The organism is Arthrobacter sp. 01L42 (assembly GCF_056400005.1).
This window is the reverse complement of record NZ_JBFTSL010000027.1, coordinates 16050-34496: the sequence shown is the minus strand read 5'-3', so window position 1 is coordinate 34496 and position 18447 is coordinate 16050. Positions and strand designations below refer to the sequence as shown.

18 protein-coding genes are annotated in these 18447 nt (G+C 64.1%); 13 read left to right on the top strand and 5 right to left on the bottom strand.

What is annotated here, in order from left to right; genetic code table 11:
• Nucleotides 1-197: 197 nt before the first annotated feature.
• From AC1DN2_RS19485 to AC1DN2_RS19465, 5 genes are all read right to left on the bottom strand, one after another.
• Complete coding sequence (locus AC1DN2_RS19485; protein ID WP_476851588.1) at nt 198-1814, bottom strand: hypothetical protein; 1617 nt, start codon at nt 1812-1814, stop codon at nt 198-200.
• Between the two features lie 374 nt (nt 1815-2188).
• Nucleotides 2189-2392, bottom strand: coding sequence for a hypothetical protein (locus AC1DN2_RS19480; RefSeq protein WP_243182081.1), 204 nt, complete (start codon nt 2390-2392; stop codon nt 2189-2191).
• A gap of 240 nt (nt 2393-2632) precedes the next feature.
• Nucleotides 2633-2941 carry a hypothetical protein gene (locus tag AC1DN2_RS19475; RefSeq protein ID WP_476851587.1) on the bottom strand — a complete coding sequence of 103 codons (309 nt, stop codon included), beginning with the start codon at nt 2939-2941 and terminating at the stop codon, nt 2633-2635.
• 12 nt (nt 2942-2953) lie between these two features.
• Entirely contained in the window at nt 2954-3718 is a 765-nt protein-coding gene (locus AC1DN2_RS19470; RefSeq protein ID WP_476851586.1) for a hypothetical protein, read from the bottom strand.
• The gene (locus AC1DN2_RS19465; protein WP_476851585.1) at nt 3715-4452 is read right to left on the bottom strand and encodes a hypothetical protein; all 738 of its coding nucleotides are present in this window, start codon (nt 4450-4452) and stop codon (nt 3715-3717) included. The genes AC1DN2_RS19470 and AC1DN2_RS19465 overlap by 4 nt, the downstream gene beginning before the upstream one ends.
• A gap of 244 nt (nt 4453-4696) precedes the next feature.
• On the opposite strand from AC1DN2_RS19465, the gene AC1DN2_RS19460 reads away from it, so the two are divergent.
• From AC1DN2_RS19460 to AC1DN2_RS19400, 13 genes are all read left to right on the top strand, one after another.
• Nucleotides 4697-5728, top strand: coding sequence for a CHAP domain-containing protein (locus tag AC1DN2_RS19460; protein WP_476851615.1), 1032 nt, complete (start codon nt 4697-4699; stop codon nt 5726-5728).
• Complete coding sequence (locus AC1DN2_RS19455) at nt 5725-6234, top strand: hypothetical protein (protein ID WP_476851584.1); 510 nt, start codon at nt 5725-5727, stop codon at nt 6232-6234. The genes AC1DN2_RS19460 and AC1DN2_RS19455 overlap by 4 nt, the downstream gene beginning before the upstream one ends.
• A gap of 41 nt (nt 6235-6275) precedes the next feature.
• A complete protein-coding gene (locus AC1DN2_RS19450) occupies nt 6276-7751 on the top strand; it encodes a MinD/ParA family ATP-binding protein (protein WP_476851583.1) in 1476 nt (491 codons plus the stop codon).
• 33 nt (nt 7752-7784) lie between these two features.
• Complete coding sequence (locus tag AC1DN2_RS19445) at nt 7785-8396, top strand: DUF6668 family protein (protein ID WP_476851582.1); 612 nt, start codon at nt 7785-7787, stop codon at nt 8394-8396.
• A gap of 11 nt (nt 8397-8407) precedes the next feature.
• A complete protein-coding gene (locus AC1DN2_RS19440) occupies nt 8408-8677 on the top strand; it encodes a hypothetical protein (RefSeq protein WP_476851581.1) in 270 nt (89 codons plus the stop codon).
• Between the two features lie 26 nt (nt 8678-8703).
• The gene (locus AC1DN2_RS19435) at nt 8704-9453 is read left to right on the top strand and encodes a DUF8175 domain-containg protein (protein WP_476851580.1); all 750 of its coding nucleotides are present in this window, start codon (nt 8704-8706) and stop codon (nt 9451-9453) included.
• A gap of 1 nt (nt 9454) precedes the next feature.
• Entirely contained in the window at nt 9455-10738 is a 1284-nt protein-coding gene (locus AC1DN2_RS19430) for a TrbL/VirB6 family protein (RefSeq protein ID WP_476851579.1), read from the top strand.
• Nucleotides 10725-12233, top strand: a complete 1509-nt coding sequence (locus tag AC1DN2_RS19425) for an SCO6880 family protein (protein WP_476851578.1) — start codon at nt 10725-10727, stop codon at nt 12231-12233. Before AC1DN2_RS19430 ends, AC1DN2_RS19425 begins: the two co-directional genes overlap by 14 nt.
• Complete coding sequence (locus AC1DN2_RS19420; protein ID WP_476851577.1) at nt 12233-13831, top strand: ATP/GTP-binding protein; 1599 nt, start codon at nt 12233-12235, stop codon at nt 13829-13831. The genes AC1DN2_RS19425 and AC1DN2_RS19420 overlap by 1 nt, the downstream gene beginning before the upstream one ends.
• Nucleotides 13828-15600 carry a type IV secretory system conjugative DNA transfer family protein gene (locus AC1DN2_RS19415; RefSeq protein WP_476851576.1) on the top strand — a complete coding sequence of 591 codons (1773 nt, stop codon included), beginning with the start codon at nt 13828-13830 and terminating at the stop codon, nt 15598-15600. Before AC1DN2_RS19420 ends, AC1DN2_RS19415 begins: the two co-directional genes overlap by 4 nt.
• Before the next feature lie 14 nt (nt 15601-15614).
• Nucleotides 15615-16052 carry a DUF4913 domain-containing protein gene (locus AC1DN2_RS19410; RefSeq protein WP_476851575.1) on the top strand — a complete coding sequence of 146 codons (438 nt, stop codon included), beginning with the start codon at nt 15615-15617 and terminating at the stop codon, nt 16050-16052.
• A 324-nt stretch (nt 16053-16376) separates the two neighbouring features.
• A complete protein-coding gene (locus AC1DN2_RS19405; RefSeq protein WP_243182094.1) occupies nt 16377-16973 on the top strand; it encodes an RNA polymerase sigma factor in 597 nt (198 codons plus the stop codon).
• A gap of 425 nt (nt 16974-17398) precedes the next feature.
• Complete coding sequence (locus AC1DN2_RS19400) at nt 17399-18331, top strand: DUF8175 domain-containg protein (RefSeq protein WP_476851574.1); 933 nt, start codon at nt 17399-17401, stop codon at nt 18329-18331.
• Nucleotides 18332-18447: the final 116 nt, after the last annotated feature.

Genomic DNA, 18447 nt, shown 5'->3' with positions numbered 1-18447 from the left:
CGGGTTGACTGTCTCTGCTGTGTTCACTTGCTTTACAAGCGAACACTCTCCAAGCGTCCGGGCTAACGTGGCACTCCCCTGACAATTGGATTTACTTGTGAAGATGGTTTCCCTTTGTTCACTTTTTTCACTTGTGAAACCAGTACATACTGCTGATATTGATTGCTGGTTTCCAGTCATCTGCCCGCGGCGAAGCGCTAGGCCACCCGCCACAGCGTCCCGCCCCAGTCCAGTTCACTTTCGGAGGGAGGGATCCAGTACAGGTCCGAGTCGGGGTCTTCCACTTCATGTTCTGCAAGTTCAGGTACCAGGTTCCGATCCAGCCATGCGTGCCAGGCTGCGCGCTGCTTTCGATGGCGGCCAATCTGCTCTGCAGCATCCTCAAGTGCCCCGAGCCGGCGCGCCAACGCCGTCAGGCTGGTCCCGGCCGTAATTCTCCATTGCCCGTGCCGGCGTTCAATCATGTTGTAGCTGCTCATGGTGCCCAGGGCTGTTTCTACGGCTGTCCGGCTGAGGCCTGTGGATCGGACGATGGTTGCTGTGGTGGGGGAGAGGCGTCCGCGTTCGATGGCTTCGTAAACGAGGGCAGCGACGTCGCCCAGGACGCGGAAAACGGGGCGGATGCCATGGATTTTTCCGCTGCGCCAGGACAGTTCCCGCGCGAGTTGTTCAAAGTGCTGGGGGAGTTGAATCACGTAGACATCAGCGTCGCGGCCGCGGGCATCGGAGACTTTGGTCAGGATGCCATCAGACGCCTGTTGAAGCAGCGGAAGGAGTCTGGCGATAGTGCCGTGGTGTTTGCCCAGTGCGGTAGCGAAGGTACGGCAGCCTACGTCCAGCAGATCAGTCTCCGTGGTCCGCATGTAGCCGAGCACCGCCCGAAGCAGCAGACGCAGACTCACGCCCTCGCGGCCGCGTTCTTTCAGTCTGTGGTCCAGGACAGCGTAGAGGACATTTTCCAGATCGTTCACGAGCTGGTGTGTGCCAGCCTTGCTGGTGGTTCTATCGCCCCCCCCTGTGGGTTTAGGGGGGCTTGTGTCGTTAATACGGGTAGTCCTTCTGCCTGCTGGCTGGGTTCCCCGTTTTTCGATCCAGCGGCAGGCCTTGGCCCACTCTGTGTCGATGAGACGCTCCTGCCGGTCGGTGGTGGTGTACAGGGCTGCGAGGCCGGGGAACTGGCCGCCCAGCTCGAGGCGGACCTGCTCCAGGGTCCAGCCACAGGCAGCGAAGTGGTTCAGGACCGCCATGCGGGCCTCTGACGGGCTGGCGTACTTGGCCGTGTCGTACAGGCCGGTACGGGCCAGCACCCGCAAGGGGGATTGGCTCCCGCCGAAGGGGACGGGGCGAATACCGTGCGCCGTCGCGGCGGCCGTCATCTTGGCCGTCCGGTCTTTCAGTTCGCGGGCGCGCCTGAGCTCCGGCGCAAGGACCAGCCGGAGCGCGGCCACAGCATTGGCGGGATTACGGCGGCGCAGGATGTCATAGGCAGCAGCCAAGGGAGTAGTCAGGAGCTGGTGACCGCCGGACTTATGCGCGGAACCAGGAACCCGGATACAGCCGTCCGTGACGTTCTGGTGCGGACCGGGATCGAGACTCGGAGCCATCAGAGCCATGGCTTCGACGAGCTCCCGGGCCTCCGTGCCGCTCATGCGCTCTGCAAGCGGGATGTAAAGGTGGCGGCCGCCGCTGGGGGAGACGTCCCCGACGTAGCGGATACTGCAGCTTTCCAAGAGGTTCCCGAGCCGTTGGGCGTCATCATCGACGACTCCCTGCAGCGCTTTAGAGGTGTCCAGGTCAAGGCAGAGAGTAGCCACAGAGCCATCTGCACCATGAATGAGGACAGCCGCCGGCCGTGCCGGCAACGTCGCAGTGATCCGGGGCGGATTCTGCGGCCGCGGGTACTGGAAGCGACCGCCGATCCAGCGTCCCAAGCGGTAAGTAGATGCGCCGGCGATTAATGGGGCAAGTGCCCATGTCATTTCGGGCGTGACTTGACGCGCCGACTGTAGTGCGTCGGATGTTGACGACACGGCCGCTACAGGTACCATAGACAACAGCTAGTCCCTTCGGGGTATAGCAAATGGAGCGCCCCTCACGGGGAGCTTGATAAGTTCAGATCGCTGATCCGCCAAGATGTGGATCTGAACGTCATACTTTTTGAAGGCCCGCGAAAGCGGGCCTTCAGTTTTTAACTGGCCTTAGCGATAGGCAGGGCCTCCTGGCCAGAGATGCTGTCGAAGTCGATGGTCTTTAGGAAGTCGATCACCAAGCGAGCAACAACATCGCTCTTGGAGTCGCCGGTAATGTCCGAGAAAGCTTGCAGCTTCTGGGCATCAGCAGCCTGCATCCGCACGGTGATGTTCCGGCGGTCTCCCTTGAAGGGCTGTGGCATGGCGTCCTCATTCCTTGGTTTTCCATGGACATTCTCCATGGAACCGGAATCAGGTTCCCTTAAGTGGGATGTCGCTGCCGTGTCGCACCAATCTCCGGGCAGTCGTTCCCGCAGGTCGACCGCGCTATTCCCGTGCGGGCGACGGTTCGCGACTGGGTTGCAAGACATTGATAGCGCCATGGTTCCAATATGCCACAAAATCAAGAAATTTTAGTTATGGATCAAACTGCGGCCTCAAGGTTAGCGCTTCCAGGCCCGCCGAACGATGGCTTCGACCTCGGCAGCATCGGCCGATGAGCCGCCGCCGGCGTTCAAGGCGCCACGGAACAGGTTCCTGGTTGCCAGGAGTGATCGGAAGTACTGTCCGCGGCGGTCGATTCGTCGAGCCTGCACGCCAAGGAACTTAGCTGCCTCCCGTCGATTCATCCCGGAGACGATGCAGATTTTCACTGCTTCGAAGATGACCCTGTAGGCGGCCTCGTCTTCCTTGGGGACCTTGGCGAGGACGCGTTTGACGGCTAGTTGGGCGTCTTGCGGCGTGGCATTCATGAGGCAGCCTTTCTAGTCGATCGAAAGAGCCGAGCGAAGCTCGGTCTGCGGTGTGCGGTTCTTCCGGGCATAGGCGAAGAGTGCCAGGCCTATCACCACGAAGGCGGTGGAGACATAGGAAACAATCATGAAGAGGTAGGTGACGTCGCCGGTCGCGCCCAATTCGACCGGATAGGTGAAGGCACGCATCAGTGACAGCGCAAAGCCGGTGGCAATAAGCCCGGACGCGAGCCGGCCGACACGGAGCGGATTCTTGCGTGAGTCCTTGTAGGCGGGCCTGATGAGCGGGAAAACTATGTAGGCGACGTAGGCCAGCACGAGCCACGTATTCAGGCGCACACTCGGCTGCGAAGCGTAATCCAGCAGCTGCGGTGACGGATTCGGGGCATCCGTCGCCAGAAGGGTCCCAAGCAGGCCCGTGGCGACGATTCCCAGCACGGCCGCTCCGGGCGCCCCGACAGTCCACCTGCGCGCAAGCGGTGAGTCGTAGGCAACGCTGAGGTGCCCGCCCAGGAAGGCGACGGCCACGAGGGCGAAGTATTTGGAGATCAGGTCGGTGCCATTGGTCAGAGGCATGAGCGACTCCACACCCATGTAGACCGGGGGCAGGAGCAACAGATAAGCAAGGGTCAGGAAAATGCCCGACAGGGCGATGCTGCTGGCTTTTCCCTGCAGTGCGTGTTGGTGTCCCAACACCGGCGTATTGATGCGTTTGAACGTCAGGCTGCCCAGGAGAATGAGCATCAGGCTTACCGGGACGACGGTGAGCGGGTTCATCCCAGAAGTTCCGTCATCTTCTCCGCGTATTCGCGGGCTTCCTTGCGTTGCTTCACACGCCTCTGCAAAAGATGAATGCGGGCGGAAATGGCGTCCACTAGGACATCATCGGAAACTTCAAGTAGTTCGTCTTCGCGCGCCCGGATCTGCCACCCTCCCTCGGCCGGCGTGATCAATTCAGTCACCACAAGGCCGGACGCGTACGAGCCCCCGCCGGCCCGAGACGCAGCAATCGCCAAGTGAGGATTCAACTTATTTTCAGTGAGCTGTGTGGCGATATAGGTAAGCGCCATGCCCGTTTCCTCTGACATCCTCTGACGAATGTCCCCCGGGTCGATGGCATCGATCCAGGCCCGAACAGAGCCCTCATGAGGGAAGGCAATGAGGTCGATTCCCTTGCGCATCTCACGGGGATAGTGCCTTTGAGAGGTGCGGAACTGCAGCTCGGCCATGAGATCGGCGTGATGAACCTGGCTCAAAACCTCTGCCGAAGAGGGCTCTATGGGCCGGGACTTAATGATCCGGTACGGACTGAAAACGCTGAGCGCATCGATGACGTTCGTGCCGGTAGCCCTTGCAACGGCAATCACCGTGGACTCCGCAACATTTCCACGCCTGAGCTGATTGTTCAGGGTCCCCCGATTTATACCGGTCAGCGTGCTCAACGCAGTAGGTGACGGGCTGACGGCGCTCCCCTCTAACCACTCCCTAAATTCGGCGGCTGAGACAGGCACGGACACTCCTTAGACAAAGGGCATAGACAAGCACGGGCGATCAATACCTGCTAGGGTTGAACCAATAATTAAACTTTCTTCGATAGATCAAATCTTGGTTGAATCCATCGTATCTTCTGCACCGAGTTTAGCCGGGGCCCACCTACGAGACATGACCGCTAGGCAACACAGCACAGAAGCACAGGGGGAAGCCGTGAAGCCGTCCAAGAGGCTCAGCACCGGAACCGCCGTCGTAGCACCCGTGATGATGCTCGGCTCGGTTTTCGCCATGCTCCTGCTGCTGGCCCCCGCGAAACCCGCCGCGGCTGACTGCGGGCCTGCCGTGTCCGTCGTCATCGACGGCAGCACCAAGGTCGAGGGGTACACCCAGGAGCAGCTGAAGAATGCCGCAGCCATCATGGGCGCCGGCAAGGCACTGAACTTATCCGCAAACGGTCAGATGATCAGCGTCATGGTGGCCCTGGGAGAGTCGGGCCTGCGGGTGCTGGACTCCGGCGACGGTGCCGGCCCGGACTCGCGGGGTTTGTTCCAGCAGCGCGACAACGGCGCGTGGGGCTCCTACGCAGACCGCATGGACCCCACCAGGAGCGCCACCAACTTCATCAAGGCCCTGCAGGCCGTGCCCGGCTGGGAGCTGTTGGAACCGACCCTTGCCGGTAACAAGGTCCAGCGCAATGCCGACCCGTACCACTACCAGAGGTACTGGCCCGGGGCCGTCAAACTCGTTCAGGCGCTCTCGAACTCGAAGTTCTCCCTGCAAGGCAGCGACTGCGCCATCCCGGGACAATCCGGCGCGGGGGATGACTACCCGTGGAAGAACGCCCCGACCTGGTTGCAGGCCGGAGCGAACACAGCCAGCACGTCACCGCTGGGCATGTACTACCGCGAGTGTGTGGACTTCGCCCTGTGGCGGGTGAACCAGCAGATGGGTTCAACCAGCGCACCGTTCAAGGTCCTCAACGGCACCTTCCGCCCGGACGGGCAGCAGCTGGGTTCCGCAGTGACGTGGAAGGCCGGCTGGGACGCCAAAGGCTGGCCAACCGGCAGCACACCCCGGGTCGGCGCCGTCGTCTGGTACGCGCCAGGGTCCGGGGGAGCGGACCCGAACTTCGGCCACGTAGCCGTGGTCAAGGAAGTCAAGGACAACGGGACCTACGTCGAAGAGGGCTACAACGGCAACCCGGCCCCGGCGGACCACAGCTACTACACCCGGACAGTGGCCAACACCGTCCCCTCCGCTTTCCTGTACCTGCCCACTGAAGAGGAGAAGAAGTGAAGAAGCCCTTGACCCTGCTCGCCGTGGCGCTGCTCTGCGCTTCCTGCGCACCGGCGGCGAACACGACTCCGGCGGCATCAACCAGCCAGCCCACAGCGTCCGCACCGGTCTCACTGAGCGCCAACAGCGGACCCCAGGCGCCCGGGGGAACGGTCCCGGCCACGATCGGCATCACCTGGGATCAGGCCAGCAAAGACAACGCGGGGGAAGTCGCGGGGAAGGCAATGACGGACTTCGCCCGCCCCACGGTGGAGGAAAAACAGTGGGCCAATGACCTGGCCCGCTGGCTGACCCCGCAAGCGACCGCTGACTACTCGGCGGTGGACCCGTCCAACGTCCCGGTCAGCCGCGTCACCGGCCCCGCCACGCTGAGCGTCGATGAAGCCAACGGCTTCGGCGTCATGGCAGCGGTCCCCACCAACGCCGGGACCTACACGGTGCAGTTGCTCCGCACAGGCAGGGACGCCCCGTGGAAGGTCAACCGGCTCACCCCGCCCTTGCCCTAAGCGCCGCACCTCTGAATCTCACACACGTAAGGAAGAAGCTCATGGGTACTACACCAACCGAAGTCATGGCCTTTCCCAACATCCGGGCCATCGTCCGCGACAACGGCACCGCCGAGGTCGTCGTCGCGGGCAACTCCCGCGTCGTCCCTGCCGGAGACTCCGTTCAGGAACTGCGCAACAATGCCCTGGCCCTCATCGTGGGCGAGGCACAGACCCTCCAGCGCCCCGTGCGGGTCCAAATCGAGGACCCCGAAGGCCACGGTGAGCTCATCGTCCACCCGGATAACAAGATCGAATCCGTTTCCTACGACCCCCGGCAGACCCGCCGCCGGGCGGAAGCTCCGGAAACCACACCCAAGGCAGTCGCCCCGGCGATCATAGAGACCGTCCCCGCACCGGAGCCCGTGGCCACTCCAGCTGAATCCGCGCCATCTCCTGCTCCGGCGGCACCGGTGGACGCCCAGCCGTGGCCACCTGCCCCCGTCGCAGCCGATGCGGCTCCGGTGCCGGCCAACCCGGAACCGCAGACGGCCGCCGCCGTTACTGAAGAAGCGGCGCCGACGCGGCGCAGCTTGAAAGAAACCTCGTTTCTGGTCAGCGCCCCGGTGCTGGAACCGGCCACTCAGGGTTGGCGGGGAATGCTGACGCGCCTGGGACTGCGGATGGACCCCTCGGAGGAAGAACTCTCCGAGCGGGAGGACATTCGCACGGTCAGCCAGCACTGGCCCGGTCCCCGGACCATTGCCGTCGTCAACCGCAAGGGCGGGGCGAACAAGACCCCCACCGTGGTGATGCTCTCGGCCATCCTCGCCCGCTACAGCGGGGCCGCCGCCGTCGCGTGGGATAACAACGAGTCCCAAGGCACCCTCGGCTGGCGGACAGAAAAGGGCTCCCACGACCGCAGCGTCCTGGACCTGATCGACGCATCCACCGAACTGCTCTCCCCGTCAACGAACGCCGCCGAAATCGCCAAGTTCGTCCACCACCAGACCGCCGACAAATTCGATGTCCTGCGCTCGGATGAAAACGAAGAAGGCGACCACGAAGTCACCGCCGAGGAAGTCGACATCGCCCACCAGGTCCTCACCCGCTACTACCGCCTCGTCGTGATGGACTCCGGCAACACCGCCCGGGCAGCGAACTGGCGCCGGATGATCGACCACACCAACCAGCTCGTCGTGCCCGTCACCGCCATCGAGGACCGCGCCGAAGCCGCCCGGCTGACCCTGCAGACCCTGGAATCCCGTGGCGGCCACGACGCAGAACTGGCACGGGGCGCCGTCGTGATCGTCTCCGAGTCCACCGACGCCAAACGCAGCATGAGCGGGGATGCCCTGAAGCGGGCCAAGGACGAGGCCCAGCGGATCGCTGACGGCTTCGCCCCGTTCGTCCGGGCCGTCGTCCGGATTCCCTACGATCCGGCCCTGGTCAACGGACCCATCCGCTATGAAGCCCTCCAGCCCGCCACCCAGCGGGCATGGCTGGCAGCCGCGGCCGCCGTCGCCGCCGGCTTCTAAACCACCCACCAACGGACTTTGAGAGGAGGAGCCATGCAGCAGTCCCTGAACCCCTGGATTACCAGCCCGGCTCCGGCCGGCGGCGCGGAGGCGGCATCCCCGGAGGCGCACGTGCCGCCGGCGGCAGTGATCAGTGCGCCGCTGAGGGGCATGGTCGAACCGGACGCCGCAGACCGTCTGGCCCGCCGCACCGTCGCAGGATCCGCAGCACTGTGGGTCACCGGCGCCCACGGTGGATCCGGGGAAAGCCGAATCGCCGATCTGGTCGACGGCGCACGCATCGCGGATCACTGCTGGCCCGCCCTCCGGGACGGCAGCAAACCTCGAGTGCTGCTGGTCTGCCGCGCAGACATGCGCGGCCTGACAGCCGCACAGAGCGCCCTGACCCAGTGGGCATCAGGCGCGGCACCCGCGGTTGATCTGCTCGGCCTCGCCGTCCTGGCGGACGCACCGGGGAAGACTCCCAAACCCTTGCGTGACTTCGCCGCCATCGTCGGCGGGGGAGCGCCCCGGCTCTGGACCCTGCCCTGGGTCGAGGCCTGGCGGCACGGAGACTCCACAACACCGCCGCCGGCCCGCGAATACCAACGCTTCATCACTGACTTAGCCGCCCTGGCTACCGACACCACACCCACCACGAACTGAAAGGTCTCACTATGAACTCCTTCTCCGCAATTGCAGCAAGCGTCATCCCCAACCCCACCCCGGTCGTCCCGGCACAGGCAGGTGGACTGCTCACGATCCTGAACTGGGCCTCCGGCATCGGCCTGGTCCTCGGCGTCCTGGGCGTCATCATCGTCGGCATCGGCATGGTCATCCAGCTCCAACGCGGCGAAGGAGCCCAAGCCATCGGCAAGCTCGGCTGGGTCCTGATGGGCTGCATCATCATCACCGGCTCCGCCGGCATCGTCCGCGCCTTCGTCTAACCAGCACCAACAACGGGAGGTTCACCATGAGCCAGTCAACAGAGAGCACCACCGAAAGCAATCCGTTCACCAAACCCGGTTTCATCATTGCTGCCGCGCTGGTGGTCGCGCTGATAGCAGCAGCCGTCGTCATCTTCCTGCTCCCCAAAGGACAGGGGAACGCACAACCGGCCCCCGGGACGGCGGAGCCCAGCAGCTCAGCCACAACGAGCCCCACCGCCCACGCTGCCGCTGACAAAAGCGTCTGCGGACTGCCCTCAAGCACGGAAACGGCGCTGGGGGCAGCGCCTAAATCCAAGTGGGAACTTGTAGGAAAAATGGCGGCACCCACCGAGCCCAAGACCTTCGGTCCGGGCGTGACAGACGGAGACGGCTTCAGATCATGCTTCGCGAAGTCCCCAACTGGTGCCCTATATGCGGCCGCCAACATCTTGGCTTTGGGCTCCTCTGGAGATCCTGTCCTCAATCGGAAAGCAACAGACAAGCTCTTGATGCCCGGGCCGGGCCGGGATATCGCTAGGGCAGACTCCTCGACAAAGTCCACGTCGAACACAACCGTTCAATTTCGCGGCTTCGTAATCAAGAGTTACTCACCTTCCGCAGCAAACGTTGACATCGCCTTTCAGACCGACAAAGGGATGCTTGGGCACGCGGTCCTTCCTTTGCAATGGGCCGATGGGGACTGGAAACTGGCAATTGCCGATTCCGGTCAATTGATCAACGAAATAGCCCAACTTCGAGACCTGAGCGGCTTCATCCCCTGGTCGGGAGCCTGACGTGGCAGAAAAAGCATGTGGACCCATTGATGCCGGATGTGCAGTCGGGAACTGGGTCTCAGGGCTCGCCGATGACGCCATGGGCAACATGGCGAAGGCCATCATGGAGGGCATGAGCCAGATGGTGACGACTCTGTCGACTTTCTGGGTGTCCATGCCCACGGTGAACCTGGCCAGCGCCGACGGTGCGACGCCGAGCCCCATCGTCTCCATGGTGAACAGTGAATTGATGGTCTGGACGCTGACGCTGGCTGTCCTCGCCGTCATTCTCGGCGGTATCCGGATGATCTGGGAACAGCGCGGAGCACCGCTAAAGGAGCTACTGCGGTCCCTCGTCACGCTCACACTTGTCAGTGGCTTGGGCCTGGGTGTCATCTCGATTCTGGTAGTCGCCGCGGATGCTTTCTCTGCCGCCATCATCGACCGATCCACGGACGGAAAGGGCTTTGCTGAGTCGATGAACCTCCTGATCGTGTCCGGCCAGACGGGGGTGGGCGTTTTCATCCTTATCGTTCTGGGATTGATCGGTCTGATTGCCTCCCTCGTCCAAATCGTTCTGATGGTGGTCCGCAGCGGCATGTTGGTGATCCTGGCGGGCATCCTGCCCACCACCGCTGCTTTCACGAACACGGAGATGGGAAAGCAGTGGTTCCAAAAAGCAATTGGCTGGACCATCGCGTTCATCCTCTACAAACCAGCTGCGGCCATCGTCTACTCCGTCGCATTCCTGCTCATGGGGCACAACAGCGGGAAGGACGGCCTGATCAGGTCCATCACTGGATTCACGTTGATGGTTGTGGCCCTCTTCGCTTTGCCGGCGCTGATGCGCTTCGTGACGCCGATGGTCGGTGCCGTCGCCTCCGGCGGAGGAGCGGGAGCAGGAGCCGCCGTTGGGGCCATGGCCACAGGCGCCGTGTCCATGGGCCGCAGTGGCAGCGGTAAGGGCAACGCCGCCCCGACACCGGCCAGTACACAAAGCAACCAGTCAGGCGCATCTCCGAAGGGCAGTAACGGAACGCCTGGCCCGAAGGGGAGCGGAGGCCAGCCGACACCCGGGGCTACCGGTCCGGGTGGGACAGCCGGCGCCGCAACCGCGGGGACAGCAGGCAGCACCGGGGCAGGAGCTGCCGCGGGCAGCGCAGGCGCCGCCTCGGGTGCGGCGAAGGCCGCCGGTCCGGCTGGCATGGCCGTCGCCGTAGGAGCACAAGCAGCGTCCAGGGTTTCTCAGGCCGCACAACAGACCGCGCAGGATTCAACCGGGGAGGGCCCCAGTGGCAGCAATTAATACCGAATACAAGGAACCGTCCTACGGCAACTGGCGCGTCCCGCGCTCTGCCGGGTTGGGCAACCTCGGAGCTATCGGCACCGGCATTGTCATGGCCGGGTTGTTGCTGGGCATCATCAGCTTCGCCATCTGGGGACTGTTCCCGGGCCTTGCTGTCCTGGCCGTGGCCGGGGCCAGCGCCCTGTTGCTGACGGTCAAGGACAAGCACGGCCAGTCCGTTGTCGACCGTTTCGGAACACGGATGAGCTTCCGTCTCTCCAGGTCCTCGGGAACGAATCTTTACCGTTCCGGCCCCCTCGGTGTGACGGAGCGGGGCATGTACCAGCTGCCCGGACTTGCGGCGAAGTCGACCCTGTATGAATTCACCGACTCCTACAAGCGCCCGTTCGCCCTCCTGCATGTGCCTTCCACCAGCCATTACACCGTGATCTTCTCCACCGAACCCGACGGTGCGTCCCTGGTGGACCCGGAGCAGGTTGATGCGTGGGTCGCGAACTGGGGCGGCTGGATCGCCGGCCTCGGGGATGAAGCAGGCCTGGACGCCGCAGCGGTGACGGTGGAGACCGCACCGGATTCGGGCTACCGGCTCCGCAACGAGGTCACGATGAACATCGACCCGAACGCCCCGGAGTTTGCCAAGAACGTGCTCCACGAGGTCGTCGACACGTATCCGGAAGGGTCGGCCACGGTCCGGGCCTGGGTGTCCCTGTCCTTCAACGCCTCCCTCCGGGCAGGATCGAAGAAGCGCACGCCGGAGGACGTAGCCCGGGACCTCGCGTCCCGGATCCCCGGCCTGTCGGCCCGGCTGCAGTCCACCGGCGCCGGGATCGCCCGTCCCATGTCCGCTCAGGAACTCTGCGAGGTCGTCCGGATCGCCTACGATCCGCCTGCCGCCCTGATCATTGACGAAGCGCACTCCGCCGGTTCCCCGGTCTCCTTGACCTGGGGCGAAGTCGGACCCTCCGCAACTCAGGCGTCCTGGGACGACTACCGGCACGAGGGCGCGTTCTCCGTCTCGTGGACCATGACAGGTGCCCCGCGCGGGTCGGTGAACTCCTCGGTCCTGTCCCGGCTGCTGGCCCCGCACGGGGACATCGACCGCAAGCGCGTTTCACTGCTCTACCGTCCGATGGATTCGGCCCGTGCCGCGGCCGTGGTCGAGCGGGACCAGAACAACGCCAACGTCCGCATCACCTCCGGGGGACGCCCGTCCGCCCGCGCCCTGGTCGATGCCCGCTCCGCCGTGCAGACCGCCCAGGAAGAAGCCCAGGGCGCAGGGCTGGTTAACTTCGGCATGGTCGTCACCGCCACCGTGACCGACAGGGAACGCCTCGCCGATGCCGTGGCCGCCGTGGAACAGACCTCCGGTACCGCCCGGGTGCTGCTGCGCCGGGCCTACGGCGCCCAGGAAACCGCGTTCGCCGCGTCGCTGCCGCTGGGTCTGGTCCTTCCCAAGCACAGCCTCCTGCCCTCCGAAATCAAGGATGCCCTGTAATGGCCCGCATGAAACTTTTCACCCGCCCTGCCAAGAAGGCTGCAGCACCGGTCAAGGCTGCACCGAAGAAGAAGGCTGAGAAGGAACAGCGTCAGCCCGGGCCGTCGGCCCGCGGCTGGACCGGACGCGGCGGCGGCATGGCCCAGCTCGTGCCGTCCGTGAAGGAATACCGGGGAACTACGGTCCAGGTTTGCGGTCTGTGGCCTTTTTCCTCCGGAGCATCCTCGCCCATGATCGGCGTCCCGCTCGGACGCCATGAAGAAACACAGGCCACGGTCTGCTGTGACCCGATCAGCTGGTTCCAGCGGGCACGGCTGATTTCCAATCCGTCGGCGTTCATCCTGGGCAAGCCGGGGCTGGGCAAGTCCACCGTGGTCCGCCGGATGTTCATCGGACTCTCCGGCCAGGGCGTCCACCCCCTGATCCTCGGGGATTTGAAAGGCGAGCACGTCAAGGCCGTCCAGGCGCTCGGCGGGCAGGTCATCAGGCTCGGCCGCGGCGTGGGCTACCTGAACATCCTTGATCCCGGCCAGGCCGTCGAAGCGGCGCAGCTGCTCGAAGACAGCGGCCACCATGAGGACGCGACCCGGGTCCGCGCCGACGCGCACGGCCGGCGCCTGACCATGGTCGTCTCCCTGATCACGATCAGCCGGAACAACCCGCCGACCGATCAGGAACAGACCATCCTGGATCGTGCGCTGCGCGTCCTCGATGACCGGTTTGACGGCGTTCCTGTCCTCAAAGACCTGCTGGACGTGATCATCTCCGCCCCCGATGAGCTGCGCCAGGTCGCGCTGGACCGCGGCGACATGAACGTCTATCTGCAGGAAACAAGGGCCTTGGAGGCGACCTTGCTGGGCCTGACCGGCGGCGGGAAGCTCGGAGAAATCTTCTCCCGGCGCACCACCAACCCGATGATGCGCGACCGCGCCGTGGTCTTCGATGTCTCCAGCATTGACGAGACTGAAACCGACCTGCAGGCTGCCATTCTGCTCGCGTGCTGGTCCTACGGCTTCGGCACCGTCAACGTCGCCAACGCCCTCGCGGACGCCGGGCTGGAACCGCGCCGGAACTACTTCGTCGTCCTCGATGAACTCTGGAGGGCACTGCGCGCCGGTAAAGGCATGGTGGACCGGGTGGACGCCCTGACCCGTCTCAACCGCTCCGTGGGTGTCGGGCAGATCATGATTTCCCACACCATGTCCGACCTGCTGGCCCTGCCGGCAGAAGAGGACCGGATGAAGGCCCGCGGCTTCGTCGAACGCTCCGGCATGGTGATCTGCGGCGGCCTCCCTGCCTCCGAGATGCCGCTGCTGACCTCCGCCATTCCGTTGTCGCGGCAGGAGCAGCAGAAGCTCATCTCCTGGCAGGACCCGCCCGCCTGGGACTCCCGCGGGCTCGATGTCGAACCTCCCGGACGCGGGAAGTTCCTGATCAAGGTCGGCGGCCGGCCCGGGATCCCCGTCCTGGTGGGACTGACCTCGCTTGAACAGGGCCCGGATGGAGTCAACGACACCGAGGGGAAGTGGCATGAGGCGCCGGAAACCCTCCTCGACCCAATGACCCCTGACCTGCCCCTTGAAGGAGGTTCGCTGTGAGTGCACCGAACCGTAAAGGAATGGGCCTGGGAGATGCCCTGCTGGTCTGGTTCGCCATCGGCTTCATCGTCGTGGTCGGCGGCGGAACCTACGCGGCCGTTCACCTGGGATCCTGGATGGCCGGCATCGACGCGCCGCCCAAACATCCCATTGATCTGATCGCCGGGCTGGTCAAGGGCCGGGTGCCGTGGCCCGTCCAGTCCACCGTCGCGGCGGCCCTCATGGCAGGCGTTGTCCTGGTTCTGGCCATCGTCGTGCTCGTGGCGTGGAGGAAGGGTGCGTCCAAGCGTGCCCGCGTCGACAAGGCCGCCCGGTATCTGGGCCGCGGCAAATCCCTGGCCGCGTTCTCCGAGAAGGGCGCGAGGGCAACGGCTGAGCGCCTGGGCGTGAAGGACACGCCGGGCATCGTCGTCGGCAAGGTGGTCTCCACCGGCCAGACGTTCATTCAGTCCTGGGAAGACCTCAGCCTCGACATCTGGGGTCCCCGTACCGGTAAGTCCACCTCACGGGTCATGCCCGCCATCTTGGACGCACCCGGCGCCGTGGTCTCCACCTCAAACAAGCGTGACGTCGTGGACGGCACCCGTGGCGTCCGCGAGCTCACGGCCCCGGTATGGGTCTTTGATCCGCAGAAGATCGCACAGGAGGAAGCAGACTGGTGGTGGAACCCGCTCTCCTACGTCACCGACGAAGAGAAGGCCTACAAACTCACCCAGCATTTCTCCGTCGGCTCCCGGGTCCCGGGGTCCAAACCGGACGCCTACTTCGACCCCAAAGCCGAAGACATCCTCTCCTCGTACTTCCTCGCGGCCGCGCTCGGTGAACTTCCCATCACGCAGGTCTACCTGTGGGTGACGGAGCAGGTAAACCGGGAACCGATCAACATCCTGAAAGAGCATGACTACGAGCTGCAGTACAAGGGCCTGGAGTCCACGCTGGAGCTGGCCGACAAACAGCGCGACGGGATCTTCGGCACCGCCGAGAAGATGATCCAGTGCCTCAAGTCCAGGAACACGCTGCGCTGGGTCGCCCCGATGGCCGGCGCGACGGTAGCCACGGATGCCCGCCGGCAGTTCAACCCGCACGCCTTCGCCGCCTCCCAGGAGACGATCTACATCCTCTCCAAGGAAGGTGCCGGCTCCGCGTCCCCGCTCACCACGGCGTTGACGGTGGCGATCGCTGAGGCCATGGAGGAACGGGCCGAACGCAGCGGCGGACGCCTGCCCAAACCCGCGCTGTTCGCCCTCGATGAACTGGCCAACGTCGTCCGCTGGGCAGCCCTGCCGGACCAGTTCAGCCACTACGGCTCCAAGGGCCTCATCGTCATGGGCATCCTGCAGTCCTGGTCCCAGGGCGTCGAACTGTGGGGCGAGGCGAACATGCGGAAAATCTGGTCAGCCGCGAACGTCAAGGTCTACGGCGGCGGCGTCGCTGAAGAAGGCTTCCTCCGGGCACTCTCGGATCTCATCGGGGACTACAGCTACACCAACGTCTCCATCTCCTCCGGCAAGTCCGGCTCCAGCCGCTCCCGCCAAGAAGGCAAGGAACGCATCTTCGACGTCTCCAACCTCGCCGAACTCGACCGCGGCCGCGCCGTCGTCCTCGCCTCCGGCGCCCCGGCCACCTTGGTCCGCACCGTGCCCTGGTACACCGGCCGGCACAAAGACGCCGTGGAGACGTCCATCAAGAAGTACAGCCCCCGCCCGGAGGAACCGGCGGCCGTCCCGGTGCCCTCCGCTCCGGCCGCTAATCCCTGGGTCACCGGGTAAGGAAGCAGACAGCCATGGCAGATGATTTCGGACTGTTCGACACGGACACGCCGACCCCCAACCCCGGCACGGGAGAAGACGGAAAACCGGAGAAGACACCGGAGCTCGTCTATGGCACGGCTGAGGAGTTCCTTCACGAGCAGCTGCTGCCGACGTACGTCCGCAGCGTCACCGGGAAGACCGCGAAGTGGTGCATCGAGTGGTACTTCCACCCCGAAGCCGTCTCCCGCGTTGCGGCGCTGTGGCGTTCCTGGGAGCACCTGCGCCTCGACCCGGCCACCGGAATGAGCGTCTGGTGGCGCGACCACGCAGACGCTCACATGGGCGTCCTGCTGAACCCTCAAGGGCCGTTCTTTAACTGCGACATGAAAGAACATCGCGACCCTGACCATCTGGAACCAAAGAAAGCACCTGAGGGCTGGTTCCCTGACGTGCGAACTCAGGCAATGTAGGAACCCAGCGGGACCGTAAAGGGGAGACTGCCAGCAGGCTCCGCAATCTTGACTAAGTTGGGCATCGCCCTCGCGTTCGCGGCTTCTCAGGGTGGCCACGCGCGGAGGTTGCGGGGTCACTGCTGAACTCTGAGCCAGGGGGTGAACTGATGTTGAAGGGCTTGAGGATTGGCGGTGCTGCCTTCCGCCCTAGGACCCGGTTCAAGAGCTCAATCAGCGGCGCGGTCTGACCTGGCGGGAATGTCAACTTCATCGGAATTGCAGATTCTTTTTTAAACTTCTCTGGTTGTGAAACCTTTTGGCCTTTCCCGGACAATACAAGGCATGGGGAACTTTGAATCTGAAGATGAGGAGTTGTGGTCGCAAAGCCTCGAGGGCGACGGCGGAGCCTTTGGGGTGTTGTTCGACCGACACCGCGATAGAGTCTTTCGCCATGCCTACCGGCTGGCCGGGGATCGACATGACGCTGAAGACATTATGGCCGCGGCCTTTCTCGAACTTTGGCGGCGGCGGGCGAAGGTGCGGCTCGTGGGGGCCTCCGTACTTCCCTGGCTGCTCGTCACGACGACCAATGTGGCCCGTAATAGCGGGAGGGCCGCATTTCGCTACCGAAGATTGCTGAGCTCTCTCCCTCGGAACAGCGATGTATCAGATGCCGCCGGCGACCCGTATCTGCAGAACGAGATGGACAAGGTTGCCGCCCGTGCGCTGGGGGGACTAAACGCCCTGGATCTAAAGCTCGTGACTCTGGTCATCTTCGAGGAATACAGTGTCGTCGCGGCGGCAACCGTTCTGAACCTGACGCCGACCGCGGCGAAGACGCGCATGCATCGGGCACGAAAGCGTATGAAGGCGTCGCTGTCCGAATCATTTCAGGGACACCCAACGACTAAACCCGCACTGGAAGGAGAAAGGCCATGAACGAGCTTCGCAGCGATGACCGTTTCAGCAGAGCACTCCGGGCGGAACTTGTGACACGGGTTCAGGACACGGGACCCGCCCGTGCTCGGAAGCGGGCTCGGCGTTGGCTTAGTGCCGCCGCACTTGCGGGGGCGGGACTTCTCGGCGGGGTAGGCGCAACTGCTGCCGGGGTGTTCGTGACGCCCGGCAGCCTGCGCGTTACGCCGCTATCATCGCCGGTGACAGCAACACACTCGGGGACGGCGACTGTGCAACTCGGGGCACCACCGGACGGGGCAACCGGCGTCCAAATGGATATTGTCTGCCTGACTCCTGGGCGTTTCGAATACGAAGGAGCCGCCAGCAGCTCTTGTGCAGCGGCCGACGTCGGCTCGCTCGGAGAGCGGAGCGGACTCACCGTCCCACTCTCCCCTGGGCAGGAGAGCGTGACCATCACGACCGAACCAGACGCGCGCTGGCGACTGACGGCACAGTACGTGCGGCAGGAAACCACAGGCTGGGTCCGCAACGAAAACGGCAACTCGTACGGCGTCCAGAACGAAACCGGAGCACCCGACCTAGTCTCTGTTATGGCAACCAATGGCATCCGGGGCTACGCCTACCGCACTGACCTGGAAGAAGCCGACGGCACGGCAGCCATGCGGACGTTTAGGAGCCCCCAGGACGCAGTCGACTGGCAAAAGGCCCGCCGCGGAAAATCATTCCCCATCCCCGTCTATGACGTGGCCGGCAAAACGGTCGTGGGTGAGTTCGTCGTCGAAGCAGATAGAGGCGGGCCTGGTGAGAACAACGACAATGTACTCTCCGGCGAGCTTCCGACCGGCCCTGGTAGCAGCACTGCTTGCGCCCTGCCTAAGGGGGAACAAGGAATACCGCGGACCGCACCCGAAGCAATTTGGGCACTGGACCGTAAAGTTGCCGTCCCTTCCGCCCCGACGACGTTCGGGCCCGCCACGACCACCGGTGGCATAGCCAAGTGTTTCGCGCACAACCCCTCCGGGGCCCTGTTCGCCGCAGCCCATATGCTCTCCGTGACCTGGCAGGACGGCCCCGCAGCGGTCGTTACCAAATACGCCGTGGATTCCCCGGAAAAGGTCTGGGTACTGGACAGCCTGAACACCAGGGCGGCATCCCTGCCCGATCCCGTTCCGCAGATCAAGGGATACCGGATCACCATGGATGGACCGGACAAGGCAATTGTTCAGATGGCAATCTCACTGAAAGGCTCACTTGTCAGCGGGCAAATGAACCTGGAGTGGGCCGGATCGGACTGGACTATCGCCGCCTCAAGTGTCCTCAGCAGTCTTGGTGCCCCAATCAACGACCTCACGGGCTACACCCCATGGGCCGGAGCTTGAGTTTGATGAGCCCCTCACGCGATCAGGAAGTCGTCATTCGAGGACAGACATGGAAGAGTCGGCCGGCATGACGATGCAGACGCGCTTGTAGCCGGGAAACCAAGCCTCCGCTGCTT